Source organism: Acinetobacter sp. YH01022, assembly GCF_013420235.1.
Taxonomy (GTDB): Bacteria; Pseudomonadota; Gammaproteobacteria; order Pseudomonadales; family Moraxellaceae; genus Acinetobacter.
In genome coordinates this window covers 14269-31750 of sequence record NZ_VOYP01000034.1, presented here as the reverse complement: position 1 = coordinate 31750, position 17482 = coordinate 14269, and the positions used below count along the sequence as shown (strand labels likewise).

Genomic DNA, 17482 nt, shown 5'->3' with positions numbered 1-17482 from the left:
CAAGAGTGAACCACCTGATCCCTTCCCGAACTCAGAAGTGAAACCTCTTAGCGCTGATGGTAGTGTGGGATTACCCATGTGAGAGTAAGTCATCGCCAGCTCATTATTCCTTAAAAAGCCCCTGCATTTGCAGGGGCTTTTTTTTTGCCTGGATTATTAAAACCTTAAAATTATTATTTGATGATGAATGAAATTAGATTCTTTAACGAAATTGATTTTTCTGCTATTTAGATAATTAGATTTCATTATTTGAGTAAGTTATTAATTTATAAAAATATTTATTAATATTTCGTGAGTATTTTATCGAAAATATAATTAAAAAATTTTAAATTTGTATATTTTTTATGTGTATCTATGATATAAAAATTAAAACGGCACAAAAATTGCTTGCAAGATGTGTTTTCATAAATAGCAGTTAAAAAGAGTAGGGTAATATGAAGTTATCGGTTGGATTAAAAGTTGCAAACTCCTTGTCACTGACACCGCAGTTACAACAAGCCATTCGTTTGCTTCAACTTTCTAGTCTTGAACTAGAGCAAGAAATTCAGATTCAACTTGATAGTAATCCCTTACTAGAGAAGGTTGAAGAGCAATCTTCGATTGAAAGTTTATCCACCTTACAAGATCAGGAACGCGATAATAAAGATTTAACCAATGAGTTGAATGCCAACCATCTTCCTGATGATTTACCTGTCGATACTGATTGGGATGATGTCTATACCCATCAACCGACGAGTCTTGGTTCCCCTGAATATGAAGAGCGTGAAGATAACCGTCAGGGACATCTTGGTCTAAAAGAACACATACTTGAACAAATCAATTTGTTGCATTTTTCTGCTGTAGATCGCCTGATAGCACATTGTATTGTTGATTCTTTAGATGAAAAAGGTTTTTTAGATGCTGAAATTGCTGAAATCACGGCATCTGTGCAGCATTTATTGGAAACTATGGATTATGAGGATGAAGTGGAAGATGATGAAGTCCTTGTTGTCTTAAAACATATTCAGCATCTGGATCCTCCAGGTGTAGCATCACGTAATCTGGCAGAATGTTTATTGGTACAATTGGAAAGTTTACCTGTACATCAAGCTTATCGTCATGAAGCGATAACTTTACTAAATCATTATGAATTATTGATTTCGAATGAATTGCCAAAATTGATCAAACAAACGGGTTTGAATCCTGAACAATTGAAATGTGCAGTTGATCTGTTAAAGACCTTAAAAGCTTATCCGGGAATGGAGTTTGAAGAAAAAGACTCTGATTATCAAATTCCCGATGTGGTGGTCATGAAAAAGAATGATCATTGGCAAGTGCAGTTAAATCAGGATGTTATGCCTAAATTAAGGGTCAATTCTTTTTATGCCAGTATGATTAAACGTGCAGATCAAAGTAACGATAATCAATATTTACGCAATCAAATGCTGGATGCCAAAAATTTTATTAAAAGTGTCGATGAGCGTCATAAAACCTTATTAAAAGTGGCCACCTGTATCGTGGAACATCAAAAAAGATTTTTGGAAATAGGTGCTGAAGGGATGAAACCTTTAGTACTGCGCGATATTGCGGAAGAGGTGGAATTGCATGAATCTACAGTTTCTCGGGTGACGACCAATAAATTCATGCTGACCCCGCGCGGCTTGTTTGAACTGAAATATTTTTTTTCCAGTCATGTGGCAACGACTTCAGGTGGGGAGGCATCTTCAATTGCGATTCGGGCAAAAATTAAAAAGTTAATTTCCGAAGAAAATCCACGCAAGCCTTTATCTGACAATATTATTGCCAATTTGTTAAAACAAGATGGCATTGATGTGGCACGTCGAACTGTCGCTAAATATCGAGAGTCGTTACATATTCCTTCATCTTCTGAACGAAAAGTCTTGATCTAATTTTTAAAATCTGATTATTCTAAGGATTCATTATGACAACATAATGAATCTTTTTTCTTTTAAAGGTGTGGTGGAAATGATTTAAAGTGTAAATTGCAGAATTCTAGGTTCTGTCAGCAGATCATTTCGGCTACGACTTTAACTAATCCTAAAGAAGGTGAGGGATAGAATTATGCAAATAACAATTCGTGGTCATCACTTAACTATCACCCCTGCAATTGAAGATAATATTCGTTTAAAATTTGCTGAAATGACCAAACATTTAGATCAGGTCAATAGTATGCAGGTGAAATTGAGCAAAGATCATCAAGTAGATAAACGATCAAGAAAAGGAAGTTTGAATCATATTGCAGAAGCAATTATTCGTGTACCGGGGGCAGAATTGTTTGCACAGGCAACAGCTGATGATATGTATACATCAATAAAAAAATTAACAGAAAAACTTAAAAGACAGTTGCATAAGCATAGAAAAATGCAGGTTGCATCCCCATCTTTAATGGCATAGTTTTGTTGCTGAACAAAAAGAGGTTTTTTATGACCTCTTTTTTTATATATTAAATGTTATAGCTTAATGATTTATTTTTCATATTTATAGTAAAATGGCAGGTTTTTACACCGTTGGTCCTATAAGAGGTCTTTGTGATGAATAGTGAACAGCTCACTGAAATTTTAAAAGCTGCTTTTCCAGAGGCTGAAGTTGCAGTTAGTGGGCAAGGCGGGAAATTTGATCTTCGCATTGTAGATGAACAATTTGAAGGCAAACGTCCGGTGGCACGCCAACAGACAGTTTATGCTCCGTTAAATTCATATATTGCCAGCGGTGAAGTACATGCAGTAACTATTCGTGCAATGACCAAAGAAGAATGGCGTAAAGCAAGCTTATTCGGAGCTTAGAACTAGATGGATAAATTTTTAATTCAGGGCGGTGTTAAGCTCGAAGGTGAAGTGCGTATTTCTGGTGCAAAAAATGCAGCACTTCCATTACTTGCTGCAATGATTCTCCCTGAAACTCCCACCACATTAACCAATGTTCCAAATCTTAAGGATGTGAACACGTTGGTAAAACTGATTGCTGGTTTGGGTGTTCAAATTTCTTATGAAGGCGATACCGTTAAAGCGGATACGTCTACATTAGATAATCAGTTTGCCCCCTATGAACTGGTCAAAACCATGCGTGCTTCTATTTTGGTGCTTGGTCCGTTATTGGCGCGCTATGGTAGTGCAAAAGTATCTCTTCCTGGTGGATGTGCCATTGGTTCACGCCCAGTCGATCAACATCTTAAAGCATTAGAAGCTTTGGGTGCTGAAATTGAAGTTGAAGCCGGTTATGTTAATGCCAAAGTCGATGGTCGTCTCAAAGGTGGCGAAGTGGTCTTTGATATGGTGACTGTGGGCGGTACTGAAAATATTCTGATGGCAGCAGTATTAGCTGATGGCGTCACAACTATCCGTAATGCAGCTCGTGAACCTGAAATCACTGATCTGGCAAAAATGCTGATTAAAATGGGTGCGAAAATTGAAGGTTTGGATACCGAGACTTTAGTGGTTACCGGTGTTGAGCATTTACATGGCTGTGAATATGCTGTAGTTGCCGACCGTATTGAAACAGGTTCATATTTGGCTGCCGCGGCAATTACCGGTGGTAAAGTAAAAACGACCCATACCGATCCAGCATTACTTGAAGCCGTTTTGGATAAGTTTGAAGAAATGGGTGCGGAAGTGACCCGTGGTGATGACTGGATTGAACTCGATATGATGGGTAAACGTCCTAAAGCGGTCAGCTTCCAGACCCTGCCACATCCAGAATTCCCAACTGATATGCAAGCTCAGCTTATGGCTGTCAACGCGATTGGTCGTGGCTTTGCCACGATTTCTGAAACGATTTTTGAAAACCGTTTTATGCATGTACCTGAATTGGCACGTATGGGCGCAAATATTCAGGTTGAAGGTAACGATGCAGTGGTTACAGGGGTGGAAAAACTTTCAGCTGCTCCTGTAATGGCGACAGATTTACGTGCTTCTTTCTCTTTGGTTTTGGCTGCATTGGCTGCCGAAGGTGAAACCCTGATTGACCGTATTTATCATATTGATCGCGGTTATGAAGATGTTGAAGCGAAGTTACAAGGTTTAGGTGCCCAAATTAAGCGAGTAAGTTAATGAGCGATATGAGAAACGATGATCCAAACTTTGACGTTATGGGTAATTTTGATCATGGTTTAACTTTAGCATTAAGTAAGGGACGTATTTTAAAAGAAACTTTACCTCTGCTAGAAACAGCAGGAATTAATTTACTGGAAGATCCGGATAAATCCCGTAAATTAATTTTCCCAACCACACATAAACAGGTCCGTATTTTAATTTTACGTGCCTCTGATGTACCGACTTATGTGGAAAATGGTGCAGCGGATTTGGGTGTTGCAGGTAAAGATGTGCTGATGGAACATGGCGCACAAAATGTATATGAACCATTAGACCTGAAAATTGCCAACTGCAAACTCATGACAGCGGGTAAAGTCGGTATGGTTCGTCCGAAAGGCCGTTTAAAAATTGCCACTAAATATGTGAATCTTACACGTCAATACTATGCCAGCCTGGGCGAGCAAGTTGATGTCATCAAGCTTTACGGTTCGATGGAACTTGCGCCACTGGTTGGTTTAGGTGATTATATTGTTGATGTCGTAGATACGGGTAATACGCTACGTGCCAATGGTTTAGAGCCTTTGGAAGAAATCTGCAAAGTATCTTCACGTTTGATTGTAAATAAAGCCAGCTTTAAACGTAAACAAGCACTGCTTAATCCGATTTTGGCACAGCTTGAAAAAGCAGTGGAAGAACGCGAAAGCAAAAAATAAGCAGCGCTGCATGCTCATTTGAAAAACCGTCATCCTGTGGCGGTTTTTTTATGCCCATTTTTATCATAACGGCTTAAGCCCCGGATTTATTCGATGATTCACAAAGTAATTTCCTATAAAACTATGTGAATAGATGCGTGATAGATACCCACAAAGTCTGGGAAACAAGGTAAACTAAAGTTTTCCTATTAAACCTTGTGGGTAAATTGATGCGACGTTTATCGACTCAAGATCAAAGCTTTAAACAGGCCTTTGCGGACTTGTTGGCTTTTGAGACAGTTAGTGATCCTGAACTTTTAAAAACCGTAGACCAAATCATTGCTGACGTACGTCTGCATGGGGATGCTCATGTTCTTAAACTCACTCAACAGTTCGATCGACATCCAGCGCATCAATTTTCTGATCTAGAACTCACTCAAGAACAACTTAAAACGGCTTTTGAAGGTTTAACTACAGAAGTTCGTGAAGCATTAGAATTGGCTGCAAACCGTATTCGTGAATTCCATCAAGCACAAAAGCAGGATGGTTGGACCTATGTTGATGCTTTGGGAAATACCTTAGGGCAAAAAATTACCCCGCTGGATCGTGTCGGTATTTATGTACCGGGTGGTTTGGCATCGTATCCGTCTTCAGTCTTGATGAATGCCGTGCCTGCGCATGTTGCAGGCGTGCCTGAAATTATCATGGTGGTTCCGGCGCCAAATGGTGAACTCAATCCCCTAGTATTGGCAGCGGCATATCTGGCTGGTGTGCACCGTGTATTTACCATTGGGGGTGCGCAAGCAGTTGCAGCATTAGCTTATGGTACGGAAACCATTCCCTCTGTCGATAAAATTACTGGTCCAGGTAACCGTTTCGTAGCAGCAGCTAAACGTGCTGTATTTGGTCAAGTCGGTATTGACATGATTGCAGGACCATCCGAAATTTTGGTATATGCAGAAGGTCAGAATAACGCGAAATGGCTGGCAATGGATTTATTGTCACAAGCTGAGCATGATACAGTTGCACAAGCGATTTTTATCACCCCAGATGAGCAGCTTTTAAACGACGTTGAACAGGCGATTGAAGAACATTTGGCGGCTTTGCCAAAAGCTGAAATTGCTCGTACTTCAATTGCTAACCGTGGGGCATTGGTTTTGGTGAAAGATCGTCAGGAAGCGATTGACCTCATCAATCAGGTTGCGCCAGAACATTTAGAGCTTTGCCTGGATGAAGCAGAGAAAATGTCGGAAAATATTCGCCATGCCGGTGCCATCTTCATGGGACGTTATACGCCTGAAGCGATTGGTGATTACTGTGCCGGTCCTAACCACGTATTACCAACATCAGGCACAGCGCGTTTCTCATCACCACTCGGGGTGTATGATTTCCAGAAGCGTTCCAGCCTGATTATGTGCTCGCAAGAAGGCGTGAAAACTTTAGCAAAAACAGCGGATATCTTGGCGCAACAGGAAAACCTGGATGCACATGCACGTTCAGCGCGTTATCGTTATCAGTAATAAATCATAGGCTAGATAGAAAAAATCTGGTTTTCTAAAATTATAAACCTCTCCCTAACCCTCTCCTGAAAGGAGAGGGGAAACTCATATTATGAGAATAACTTTGATGTTTGATTGCATCATTTATGAGATGAAGATTCCTCTCCCTGAGCGAGCTTTAATGATTGCTTTAAAGCAAAGCGCAAGATGAGGTTAGGAGAGGGAAATAAGAGAAAATAAAATGTCGACCATCACCACAGAGCAAATGCGTTTTTGGAGTCCTGAAGTACGTGAACTCGAACCTTACGTACCAGGTGAACAACCCAAAATCCAAAACTTATTAAAACTCAATACCAATGAAAATCCCTATCCCCCATCACCAAAAGTGGTCAAAGCGGTTCAAGCGGTATTGGCCAATTCAGCAGATGTGCTGCGTTTATATCCAGACCCGGATGCATCTGCTTTAAAACAGGCGATTGCCAAACAGCAACATGTCTCGGTAGATCATGTATTTGTAGGTAATGGCTCTGATGAAGTATTGGCACATATCTTCAAAGCATTTTTTGTCCAAGAGTTGCCAGTGCTTTATCCGGACATTACCTATAGTTTTTATCCGGTTTACAGTCAGTTCTTTGGGGTAAAAACCAAAGTTTTGCCATTGAATGATGATTTTGAAATTGTGGTGGATGATTATAAACAGGCCAATGGCGGGATTATTATTACCAATCCGAATGCACCGACCAGTATCGCACTGGGTTTATCAGCCATTGAAGATGTGCTTCAGGCCAATCCAGATTCAGTGGTCGTCATAGATGAAGCTTATGTGGATTTTGGTGCTGAATCGGCGGTAAAACTGGTTGAGAAATACGATAACTTGGTGGTTTGCCAAACTACATCTAAGTCTCGTTCACTGGCGGGATTACGTGTCGGTTTTGCCATTGCACAGCCACATCTCATCGCTGCCCTTGAAGCGGTGAAGAACAGTTTTAATTCTTATCCGATCGATCGTTTTGCGATTGCAGCAGCTGTAGCATCTTTTGAAGATCAAGAATACTTCGAAGCGCAAAATGAGAAAGTGATTGCAAGCCGTGAAAAGTTGGTTGCCCAATTGGCTGAGCTTGGCTTTAAAGTTTTGCCATCGAGTGCAAACTTTATTTTTGCGTCATTAGCGAGTCGAGATGCAGCTGAGCTTGCTGCTGAATTGCGCGAACGTGGCATTATCGTACGTTATTTTAATAAGCCCCGTATCAACCAGTTCCTGCGTATTACCATTGGTACCGACGAGCAAAACCAGCGTTTAGTCGATACCTTGAGAAGTGATATTTTAGCTTAATTAAACACCTCCCTTGCGGAGCAGTGCTCCTCACCTTTTATAAAGGGAGGAGGGATTTGAAGTCAAAAAAGCGATTCTCAGGAATCGCTTTTTTGTTGATTTGGCTTATACCAGGTATTAAGCAAATCCAGCATGGCAGACACTTTATCAAAACATTCCTGATATTCGGCATCGCAATCTGATGCAATGGTGATCCCTCCGCCAGCCCAAACAGAAATATCATTCTGATATTTTTGAATTGAGCGAATCAAAATATTCCATGAACCTGTACCATCAAAATTAAAATACCCCATCGAACCACAGTAGGCACCACGTGGAGCACCTTCAAGTTCCTCTATAATTTGCATGGCACGAATTTTGGGAGCGCCTGTGATTGAACCGCCCGGAAGAGCTGACATCAGAACGTGAAAAGGATTGATATCTTGCCTTAATCTAGCAGTGACTTCACTCACCATATGATGAACTTGATTAAATGACTCAATTTCAAAAAGTTTTGGTGTTTTAACAGAGCCTGTTTCAGCGTATACGCTCAAATCATTACGCAGTAAATCAACAATCATTACATTTTCGGCTTGGTCTTTTTTAGAGTGAATTAAGCTTTGCTTGGATTGCTCATCTTGCGCAACATCTGAATATCTGGGCATAGTGCCTTTAATCGGTTTTGTGGTGATTTTCCGATTTGCTTCAAACTTGATAAACAGTTCGGGAGAGCAGCTTAATAATTCAAAATCATTGATTTTGAGATAACCTGAATAAGGTGCATCAGTCAATTGCCAAAACGCTTCTGCTGTATCTAACAACAAACCTTGTGCTTTGGTTGTAAATTCTTGAGTTAAATTAATTTGATAACAGTCACCTGCCCGAATGTAATCTTGAATCTGATTAAAGGCATTCACATACTGTTTTTTAGTCCAGCGTGCGGTACAAGGTCGAGTGAGGGTGAAATTTTGATTTTCTTTACTTGGCTTGTTTTTGTTTTGCAAGGCATTTTGAAGTACCTGAAAGATCGCTTCAGCCTCATGTTCATGACTAAAAAAGGTCCAGCCTTGATCGGTCAGTTTAATATAGCTGCAATAAATGCCTAAAAATAAAGAGGGCTGGTTCTTGGATTGAATATTGACGTGTTGTTGGGCAGCTTCATCATAACTGATAAAACCGATTAAACCACCATTGAAATCGGAGGTGTGATTTTGCAAATCCTGCTTAAAAAATTGATTGAAATCAATTGGTTCATTTTTTTGTTGATATTTGTTTAACGATGTTCTGGTAAATTTCTGAATTTTGTTATTTTGCATCAGCATATATTCAGAAGCCAAAATTGCAATGACAGGTTGCTTTACATTTTTTAAGTAAACCACATGGTTAAGATGCGATAAGCATAAAAGAATTTCAGTAGGATTAAGCTGTTGCTTGGTTAGCAATTTTTGAAAAAAAACAGGCTCATTCATACGACGTGACTTAATAAATTCGATACATAGATGGTCTATTCTATAACATTGTTGATGCATAAAAACTGTAAATACCGTTTATCGGTAACATGTAGATTGCGACCAACAGCAGTTGAACAAAAAATGACACAGAGATAACTTAGCTAGGGCAAACCAGCTGCTCAAGGAAAGCCTCACTATTGTCAAAAAATAAAAAACAATTAGTGAAATCGAGTAGTTAACAATCAAAAAAATAATACTCTTGGGAGAGTACGAAATGAAAAAATTTACTAAACTTGCTTTAGTTTCTTCATTAGCAATTAGCGCAAATGCGATGGCAATGCAAGCAATGGATGATGCTTCATTGGGTGCTACTACTGGTCAAGATGGTATTAACATCGGGATCGGTATTTCTAGAATTACGATCGATAAATTATTCGTTCATGATAATGATGGTTTAAGTACTAAAGATGCTACTGGTACAGTTATTCCTACTACTGCTTTAGGCGGTACTGGTAATGCGGGTGCTATTTCAATCAAGGGTGCAAAAAACTCAGAAACAATTACATTAACCAATGGTGGTACCATTGATCGTAAAGACCAAGGTATTTTTATTGGTGCAAACTACCAATCATTATTAGCTACTGGTAACCTTGCTGATTTGCAAATTGATAGCGATGCTGGTTCAGGGAGTGGTAATACAGCATTTATCAACATTGCAGCTCAAGTTTCTGGTTTGGAAATCCATATTGGTGAGATTGGTGTAACAGCATCTGGTGCAAATGATCCTGCTGTTAATATCCGTCGTGGCGGTAATGATTCTAACTACAATGCGATTTTAAGTGGTTTGTCTGTTAAAACAGGTAAAATGACTGCCAATATTCAATTGGGTGCAGCGCCTCAAGGTGCCATGATTAAATTGGATTCTGTAATGCAGGGTGGTCTTGAAATCAAGAACCTAGGTATTTTAGATAATTCAACAAATGGTGCTGTGGTTGCAGTTCACCCAACTGCTGGTCCAATTAGTACTACAGGTCCAGGGGAAATCTTTATTGAAAGCATTAAAGTTGCTGATGCCAATTCAACAAACTTAACTATGAAAGCAAGTGTAAGTGTATTTGGTGAGTCGGCAGCGAATAAAGGCTTTGTGCGTATTGTAAGCACAAATGACAAAATTGATAATTATGTTAAAGGCATTCATTTAGGTAGCCGTACTGCTGGTTCTATTGGTGATGTAGAAGTTCAAGGTTTGCAAACATTCTACGGTGCTAGTTATGATAAAGGTTCTATGATTAGTATTTCTGGTCATTAATTTCGAATTGAAAAAAGCGCGTGAAATCACGCGCTTTTTTTTACAAAAATAATGTTAAATTTTTCAAATAAACTAAAAAAAAGCTGTTTTTTTTTATAAAAAAGGTTATCTTCCTTTTTACATGGATGTAGAGTAATAACTCTAGAAAAATAATGAGCAAAGGCACGTCATGCCGATAACTAGAAAAGTCAGAAGATATGTTAGAGATCGCGTTAGGCTCGGCATTGATGTATTACGCTGCCAAAGAAGCCTTTGAAATTAAAAAAAAGCCAGCGGAAGCTGTGTATTACACTGAAACCTTAGACTCTCGCCAAGATTCATTCACTCGAATGCATAGAGAAGCAGTCCTCATTAAACCTGCTGTAGAAGATCAATTTAGGGGTATTGTACGTCAAGCTTATGACTATAGCTGTGGATCAGCAGCATTAACGACCTTGTTAAATGGTTATGTTGATGTTGGTGTAACCATGACAGAACAACAAGTTATGAATGGTTTGCTTAAATTTGGTGAGACCGAGAAAATCGTCGAGCGACGTAGTTTTTCCTTACTTGATATGAAACGCTTTGTCGGAGCAATCGGTTTCGAAAGCGGGGGATATAAAGGCGAATTTTCCGATTTAGTGAAACAGGGACAACCAGCCATTGTGCCAATTTCTTATGCAGGATTTAAACATTTTGTGGTGTTTAAAGCATACAAGAATGGCCGTGTTTATGTAGCTGACCCTGCAGTGGGTAATATTAGTTTCGATGAAACACGTTTCAAGGATATCTGGGAAAACAACACCCTATTTTTAATTAATGTCGCACCTGAAAAGAGAAAAAGTTTATTAGCACTTCAGGATACAGACTTACGACATGTCGAAGATGCAACTGTCAATCGCTATGCTTTCGTTAACATGCAATATCCGCAGTTCTATATGGATAAAATTGCCAATAAGGCATCAACGATTCGTTTAGACAAGAATTTAAATGAAGACTCGGAAAAATTTGGGGAATCGACATATAATTTTTTACGTCTTTATTACAAAAGTAAATAAAGTATAAAAGTAAGTAGATTAAAAAAATAAAAATGGTGGGATGGAATATGAATCGTAAATGGATGAACAAAACTTTATTGGCTTTGAGTGTTCAAATGGCAATAGGGGGGGTATATGCAGCTGAAGAACCGGCACTCGGAGAATACGAGGTTGTAGATCAGCAGGAAACAGAAGTTCAATCTACAGCATCACAGTCTGCAAATGTACAACCTGAAGTAACCGCAAATGTTCAAGTGGAAGAGTCAGCACTCGGTGAATATGAAGTGGTTGATGAACAGGTTGAAGAGCCAGCAGCAACCTCATCTGCCGATAGTGCTCCAGCGGCACAGCCACAACCTGTTAATGCAAATGAGCAAGCTTCTTCTGCTTTACAGCAGCAAGAAGGGGATGCAAGTAAAGAAGCTAACTTACAAGAAGTCTTTACCTCAAATGAAAGACAATATTCTTTAATTAAAAAAGGTGAGATTTCATCTTATTACGATATTGATTATACCTATTATCGTGATACACAGATTGATGCTGAAATGGCGAGTGGACAACTGTATCAACTCCGTGTTCAAGAAAATGCGACCCATTCTGTTACCAATACATTTACTGCGCAGTATGGCATTCTAGATAATTTAACCTTTACGGCTTCAGTACCTTTAGTCGCTAAAACAGATTTATTAAAAGATACTTCTACAGCAGGTCTAGGTGATATTTCTTTTGGTACGCGTTGGGAGCCTTTCCCTCTAAAAGCTGGCAGACTACCCCTGATCTTATTCGGTAATATTTCTACTAAAACTGGTGATAGTCCTTATGAAATTAATGCGACTAATGATCTAGCAACCGGTAAAGGTTATTACTCTGCAGGGATTGGTGCAAGTACGCGTAAATATATCGATCCAGTGGTATTGTTTGCTTCCGTATCTGCCAATTATGGCTTTAAAGAAACGGGTTTAAATCAACGTCGTGGTTTACGAGTACTGGATGAGTTTCAACCTGGGATCAGTGGAGGTTTTGCTTTAGGTTTTGCCTATTCATTTAACTATGATGTGTCTATGACGATGTCATATCAGCAAAGTTTTAATACCGGTTCAGAATTTACTTATACTTCGGGTGAGAGTTATTCACCAGCTGACCAGACCAGCTCCACTTTAGCAATTTCATTGGGTGTTCGTGTTTCACCTGAAACTATTGTCAATGGGACTGTGGGTATAGGCCTGACAGAAGATGCGCCAGATGTATCTTTAGGTTTGTCATTCCCACTGGATATTTTAGGTTTCGGTAAGAAACTACGCTAAGAGGGTAGTCGTATGTATAAGATTCGACTTCGCCCGTTAGCTGCAGCAATTATCGTCTCGGGCTGTTCAAGTGCAACTTTCGCTCAATTAGGTACTAACTTATCTGTTGATGTCAGATCATTGAGTATGGGAAATGCGGTTACTGCAGATCCTCCTGGTATTAGTGCAATTCATTTTAACCCTGCAGCTTTGACCAAAATTGAAGGTCTGCAAACCGATGTGCAGGGGATTCTTGCTAATTTTGATATCCAACGGGAATTTTCTGTTCCTGCTGGTTATAACGTATTTGGCTATTCAGATGACCCGATGGTGTGTAATGACGGGCCAGAGATTTCTTCCGATTTATGTACAGACTTTAAAGGCACAGTGAATGGGGATGTTGAATACGTCAGTCTATACGTCCCAGTATTAAAAAAAATGGTGGATCTTGGTGAAGGTCTACCCATGGCTGCACCTACAGCAGGTATTGCTTACAATCCACCAGGTTCAAAAACAACTTTTGCAACTGCAATGTATGCACCTTTGGTTGCCGGTTTTGGTGCGGAAAATGGCAATCCTGCGAATTACATGGGGCAACAGGTTGCTCTAGAAAGGATTACCTATTTATCTCCATCTATTGCCTATCAAGTGAATGATGAGTTATCCGTGGGTGCTTCTATAGGTATGTCATACCAAGCCATTGGTTTAAAAACGGATTTGCGTTTTCCCAATGAATTAATTGGTATGTTACGAATGATTGATGAGGTCGTTTGTACACCTTTTAAAGAAAACTCGGACATTATTACTGACATTCTGTTGTTAGGTATATGTAATGCCCAAGAAGGTATGAACCCATTTGGCAGGTTCGGGCAAATGCAGCTTGCTCTGGAACAATCACTTAGCCCAAGTTATAACCTGGGCGTATTGTGGGAACCGACTGAGGATTTTAGCTTTGGTATGGTATATCAAAGTGCGGCAAAAATGCGTTTGAAAGGTAAATATCACATTGATAACGCAAAGGCACCACGTGAGTTGATCAATGGTTTAATGTCATCTCCTACAGGTCAAATTCTTGCGGCAATTTTGGGGTTTCCTAATAATATTCCTGCAAGTGAGTCAGGTCTGGTTTCAATGGATTTTGAATATCCAGCCCATTTTCAAGCAGGAATAAAATATAAGCTTTTACCTGATTTACAAGTCAATTTTGATGTGGGCTGGACAGACTATAAAGCGTGGGACAAGTTTAAATTTGAATTTGACCGACAAATTTCAGCATTAAAAATTGCCAAATTACTTTCTGAAAATATTGGTGATTCTTCTCTGGCACTTCCACTGCAATTTACTTCACCTTGGAATTATGGGATAGGTCTGGAATATTCTGCAACAGATCGTCTGAAATTACGTGCCGGATATGAACCGCGTACTAGTGCAATTCCTGATAATAAGCGAAATACAATGGTTCCGATTAACAATGCACAATTGTTCGGCTTGGGGGTAGGTTATCGTTTCGATGCAGATACCGATCTGGATTTATCGATTGGTTTCTTACGCAGTAAAGATAACATTCCAGCAAATACCAGTAGTTTAGCAAACCAAACGGGTGTGAATAATATTCTACTAAATCCATATGCAGGTTTAAATGTTAAAACGAATACCAAAGTCACAATTTTAGGCTTGAACTATAGAACACGATGGTAGAGAAATTGAAAATAATGAAAGGGAATTTATGGGTGAAATCGATACTTACGCTATGTGTGGTGCAGGTATCTTTTTCTCATGCGGGAGAATTTTACACCATTATTGGGCCAGATGGTAGGCCTATGGTCGTGCAACAAAAATCTGCGCCCAAAAATAAAGAAACTGAAGGAAGTAAATCTTCCTCAGTAGAGGTGAGAGTTCAAGAAACTCACTCGGTCACTCATTCCGCCAATAATCAGCCAGACATCAAGGTTATTGCAACTCAAACTACACCATTATCGCAATTACCGGTGAAAAATAAAGTAGCAGTCCAAAGCCCTACAAAAAAAGCTTCTACCCAAGTGAATACCGCTAAAATAACGCAAGCGACCTATGTAGAACCTGAAACTGAGAAAAAGCAAAAAGTTTTAGCGCAGCCTCAACCCCTGCCTAAAAAGGTGGAAGAAATCGTACCTCTCGCTACCAGTACGCCTAAAGAACTGAAAGAAGCTAAAGATGCAGAAAACTATGTCACGGTTGATGGTACGCAATATATAAAAAATGAATACCTGGAAGACAAGGAATTTAATCTGGAAGGGAAAAAACGTTTTTATGCTATGCCTGAAGGCATCATTGATACCAAACATGGAGCGACACGCTTACAAATGGTCGAGCGTGAAAAAGGGGTGAGTAAATCCCTACTGCAATCATTTTTTAAAAAGAATCAAAAACAGGATAGTGGTCCTATTACCTTGTCATCGACTTATTACCGGGTTTCTCAGGCTGATGCCGTGAATAGTTTAGGTCAACAATGTATTCAGGACAAAAAAATTAAAAATGCGAAAACAGTCAGTCTGGATAAGGAAGTCAATGTCTGGCCACGTGCACCATTAAAAGAGCATTTTGATTTTGAAATTGTGAAGATTTCCAATGCAATTCAGAATGTGCAGATTAACTCTTATGCTTCGCGACAACAGAATCCGACCTTTTATTGGCCATTTGTGGTTTTTCTAGATACCAATGGCTGTGTACTTGAGGGAGCAGGAGGCTTTAAAAATCATGAAACTGCCGAGTCATTTACTAGCCATGAAAAAATTGAAGGAATCATTCATATTCCTTCTCAAAGCCGATATATGTTGTTGACTCCTTTAGCCAGTGCGATAGATCTAGAAAACAAAGCACTCACCAATCAGGGTCAATTAAAATTAATAGCAATTCGCTAAGGATATAAGAAGAGAACTCGGATGAAAAATAAATATTTACTCCCTTTTGCCCTCACCACATTGATGGCAGCTTTAACGGGGTGTGGTGGTGAAAGTGCCAATGTTATTCCTGAAGTTTATGAAGGTAGTACAACGAATGGAACGTGTACGATAGGTGCTAGTGGATGTCTTGGATTTGCCTTGGATTATCCATTAAATGGATTAAATTTTACTTGTAGTAGTGATACTAAAAATAGCTTTGTAACCACTTTAGATTTGAAAGATGGGGCAGCAACCGGGGCATGTAAAGTCGGTGACAAAATTACTTTCTTCCTGAAGGGGGAAAAAGATAAGCAAATTAATTTGGGAACGCTAGACCTAAATAAGATTGCCAAGGTAAGTACCTCACAATTGCCTCGTTTGACTATTTTGGACATTGCCTCCGGAATTGCCGGTACACCAGCTAAGTCTCTGGATACCAGTGATAGCACAGTGAAGGTCGCTATGCGGTTGGCAAAAATATTACAGGCACTTGCGCTACAAAATGGGGGGATTGCTGATCCAGCCGATATTCAAGCCTTATATATTACGGATCAAATGCGTGTAGATTTGGAGAGAATCAGTCAGTCAATTCCTCAAGAAACCTTTGCAAATACCACAGATTCCGATTTTGAATTATTGATCCAACCTTGGATTAATATTTCAAATATAACCAATGAGCAGGCATTTTCTACGGTCAGTATGTTGATGAATATTGCGAATGCCGGGGTATATCAACCGGAATTTTCATTATTTTCAACCTCTGGAGTGATTAGTAGTTTAAGTGGTTCAGATGGTTTAGTTGGTTGTAATAAAGATACGTGTAATCCTCAGGACAGCTCAACGCAGCATCTGTTAGGACATTTCATGTTGATTACCGATCGTGACGGTTATACTTTTGGTAGTGGCATACAATGGCGTGGTCCAGGCATTAGCGATACTTCGACGATAGGTGGATTAAATACCAAATTGCTGACCACCACCCGACCGATTCGAATGACTGCAAATGCACAAGAGCATTGGATTAATCCGGTAACCAAGAAAATTGATCAAAATTTTGATTTTCAGGTCGATCAAGTCACTACACCTTTAAGTATTTATCAGGGCACTTTATATAATGATTATATGATTGCTGGCAAAGAAGCATTCTATAAGTTGCTTACTAGGAAAACAGAAGTCACTGCAGCTGATAAGCTGGATTTTGGTCTATGGAGGCAGACCATTGGCAGCGAAAATTTTAATGGTACACTCGATTTATATAAAACCTTTCCTATCACTTATCTAGATAAAAGGGTTTTTAAATCCATTAATAATGTGAAATCTGGCGAAGCTTATATATTCCCGATGTACGCAAATTTGACCTTTAAATTTACCGATACCAGCGTGAAAGACGTTGTATTGGGAATAGTGATTGATGAAAAAGGCAACATTCGAACCAATATGAAACCTGGTTATACTGAAGATGATATGAGTACTGCTTTGGATCAGGAGTTGGCTTCAGGAAAAAGCGCTTGTGATACCACAGGCTTTAATTCATCCACTTATATAGACCAGTATGGAGTTCAACAATACCGGATTGGTACAGTTTCTCGTGCTTTCACCAATGATAAGAATATTTCCTTGCGTATGGTATTGGCAAATGCAAACTTGAAAAAAATTGACGGTGCTTTAGTGGGAATGAATACCAATATTAAGACTTCAACGTCTGGTGATAGTATTCTGGTGGGTGGTGCTTTACTTAATGTAGCTAACTTATTAAATCTTACTTCGGGTGCGGCTGATATTACATTTAAAGACTCTGCTGTTGGTACGGTAAAATGGGCAAACTCATTATCAAGTTTCCAGAAAGTTTATAATACCAATAATACATCGCACACTTCTCAAGATGCAGATCTTGCGAAGTTAAGTGGAGGCAGTTTAACTTTTGCTTTGGCTCCGTGTTATACAGTCAAAAAGAAGTAAGCAAAAAATAAA

At 39.3% G+C, this 17482-nt stretch carries 14 protein-coding genes and 1 rRNA gene; 14 read left to right on the top strand and 1 reads right to left on the bottom strand.

The window, feature by feature from the left end; translation table 11 throughout:
• The 8 genes from rrf to hisC form a co-directional block, all read left to right on the top strand.
• Nucleotides 1-101 (top strand): 5S ribosomal RNA (rrf, locus tag FTT87_RS12060); the annotation flags it as partial.
• A 333-nt stretch (nt 102-434) separates the two neighbouring features.
• Nucleotides 435-1889: an RNA polymerase factor sigma-54 gene (locus tag FTT87_RS12055; protein ID WP_180042537.1), complete on the top strand. Its 1455-nt coding sequence runs from the start codon at nt 435-437 to the stop codon at nt 1887-1889.
• 172 nt (nt 1890-2061) lie between these two features.
• Nucleotides 2062-2394: a ribosome hibernation-promoting factor, HPF/YfiA family gene (gene hpf / locus FTT87_RS12050; protein ID WP_086197707.1), complete on the top strand. Its 333-nt coding sequence runs from the start codon at nt 2062-2064 to the stop codon at nt 2392-2394.
• A 137-nt stretch (nt 2395-2531) separates the two neighbouring features.
• Nucleotides 2532-2783: a BolA family iron metabolism protein IbaG gene (gene ibaG, locus FTT87_RS12045; RefSeq protein WP_004650949.1), complete on the top strand. Its 252-nt coding sequence runs from the start codon at nt 2532-2534 to the stop codon at nt 2781-2783.
• A gap of 6 nt (nt 2784-2789) precedes the next feature.
• Nucleotides 2790-4046 carry a UDP-N-acetylglucosamine 1-carboxyvinyltransferase gene (murA, locus tag FTT87_RS12040; protein ID WP_166171032.1) on the top strand — a complete coding sequence of 419 codons (1257 nt, stop codon included), beginning with the start codon at nt 2790-2792 and terminating at the stop codon, nt 4044-4046.
• Complete coding sequence (gene hisG / locus FTT87_RS12035; protein ID WP_086197705.1) at nt 4046-4741, top strand: ATP phosphoribosyltransferase; 696 nt, start codon at nt 4046-4048, stop codon at nt 4739-4741. The genes murA and hisG overlap by 1 nt, the downstream gene beginning before the upstream one ends.
• Before the next feature lie 197 nt (nt 4742-4938).
• Nucleotides 4939-6240: a histidinol dehydrogenase gene (hisD, locus tag FTT87_RS12030; protein ID WP_180042536.1), complete on the top strand. Its 1302-nt coding sequence runs from the start codon at nt 4939-4941 to the stop codon at nt 6238-6240.
• A gap of 220 nt (nt 6241-6460) precedes the next feature.
• Nucleotides 6461-7552, top strand: a complete 1092-nt coding sequence (gene hisC / locus FTT87_RS12025) for a histidinol-phosphate transaminase (RefSeq protein WP_180042535.1) — start codon at nt 6461-6463, stop codon at nt 7550-7552.
• A 77-nt stretch (nt 7553-7629) separates the two neighbouring features.
• On the opposite strand, the gene pabB is transcribed toward hisC, so the two are convergent.
• Complete coding sequence (gene pabB, locus FTT87_RS12020; protein ID WP_086197702.1) at nt 7630-9000, bottom strand: aminodeoxychorismate synthase component I; 1371 nt, start codon at nt 8998-9000, stop codon at nt 7630-7632.
• A gap of 256 nt (nt 9001-9256) precedes the next feature.
• On the opposite strand from pabB, the gene FTT87_RS12015 reads away from it, so the two are divergent.
• The 6 genes from FTT87_RS12015 (at nt 9257) to FTT87_RS11990 (ending at nt 17470) form a co-directional block, all read left to right on the top strand.
• Complete coding sequence (locus FTT87_RS12015; RefSeq protein ID WP_180042534.1) at nt 9257-10291, top strand: DUF6160 family protein; 1035 nt, start codon at nt 9257-9259, stop codon at nt 10289-10291.
• 197 nt (nt 10292-10488) lie between these two features.
• Entirely contained in the window at nt 10489-11328 is an 840-nt protein-coding gene (locus FTT87_RS12010; protein ID WP_180042533.1) for a C39 family peptidase, read from the top strand.
• 47 nt (nt 11329-11375) lie between these two features.
• The gene (locus FTT87_RS12005; protein ID WP_180042532.1) at nt 11376-12611 is read left to right on the top strand and encodes a hypothetical protein; all 1236 of its coding nucleotides are present in this window, start codon (nt 11376-11378) and stop codon (nt 12609-12611) included.
• Between the two features lie 12 nt (nt 12612-12623).
• Nucleotides 12624-14288, top strand: a complete 1665-nt coding sequence (locus FTT87_RS12000; protein ID WP_180042531.1) for an OmpP1/FadL family transporter — start codon at nt 12624-12626, stop codon at nt 14286-14288.
• A gap of 32 nt (nt 14289-14320) precedes the next feature.
• Nucleotides 14321-15490 (top strand): putative pilus assembly protein FilE, encoded by a 1170-nt coding sequence (gene filE, locus FTT87_RS11995; RefSeq protein ID WP_368737328.1) that lies wholly within the window; start codon nt 14321-14323, stop codon nt 15488-15490.
• 21 nt (nt 15491-15511) lie between these two features.
• Nucleotides 15512-17470: a hypothetical protein gene (locus FTT87_RS11990; protein WP_180174925.1), complete on the top strand. Its 1959-nt coding sequence runs from the start codon at nt 15512-15514 to the stop codon at nt 17468-17470.
• Nucleotides 17471-17482 lie beyond the last annotated feature (12 nt).

What these genes read in the sequence shown, in the direction of transcription:
- FTT87_RS12055 (WP_180042537.1), top strand. Translation starts at nt 435, where the DNA reads ATGAAGTTATCGGTTGGATTAAAAGTTGCAAACTCCTTGTCACTGACA.
- hpf (WP_086197707.1), top strand. Translation starts at nt 2,062, where the DNA reads ATGCAAATAACAATTCGTGGTCATCACTTAACTATCACCCCTGCAATT.
- ibaG (WP_004650949.1), top strand. Translation starts at nt 2,532, where the DNA reads ATGAATAGTGAACAGCTCACTGAAATTTTAAAAGCTGCTTTTCCAGAG.
- murA (WP_166171032.1), top strand. Translation starts at nt 2,790, where the DNA reads ATGGATAAATTTTTAATTCAGGGCGGTGTTAAGCTCGAAGGTGAAGTG.
- hisG (WP_086197705.1), top strand. Translation starts at nt 4,046, where the DNA reads ATGAGCGATATGAGAAACGATGATCCAAACTTTGACGTTATGGGTAAT.
- hisC (WP_180042535.1), top strand. Translation starts at nt 6,461, where the DNA reads ATGTCGACCATCACCACAGAGCAAATGCGTTTTTGGAGTCCTGAAGTA.
- pabB (WP_086197702.1), bottom strand. Translation starts at nt 9,000, where the DNA reads ATGAATGAGCCTGTTTTTTTTCAAAAATTGCTAACCAAGCAACAGCTT.
- FTT87_RS12015 (WP_180042534.1), top strand. Translation starts at nt 9,257, where the DNA reads ATGAAAAAATTTACTAAACTTGCTTTAGTTTCTTCATTAGCAATTAGC.
- FTT87_RS12010 (WP_180042533.1), top strand. Translation starts at nt 10,489, where the DNA reads ATGTTAGAGATCGCGTTAGGCTCGGCATTGATGTATTACGCTGCCAAA.
- FTT87_RS12005 (WP_180042532.1), top strand. Translation starts at nt 11,376, where the DNA reads ATGAATCGTAAATGGATGAACAAAACTTTATTGGCTTTGAGTGTTCAA.
- FTT87_RS12000 (WP_180042531.1), top strand. Translation starts at nt 12,624, where the DNA reads ATGTATAAGATTCGACTTCGCCCGTTAGCTGCAGCAATTATCGTCTCG.
- FTT87_RS11990 (WP_180174925.1), top strand. Translation starts at nt 15,512, where the DNA reads ATGAAAAATAAATATTTACTCCCTTTTGCCCTCACCACATTGATGGCA.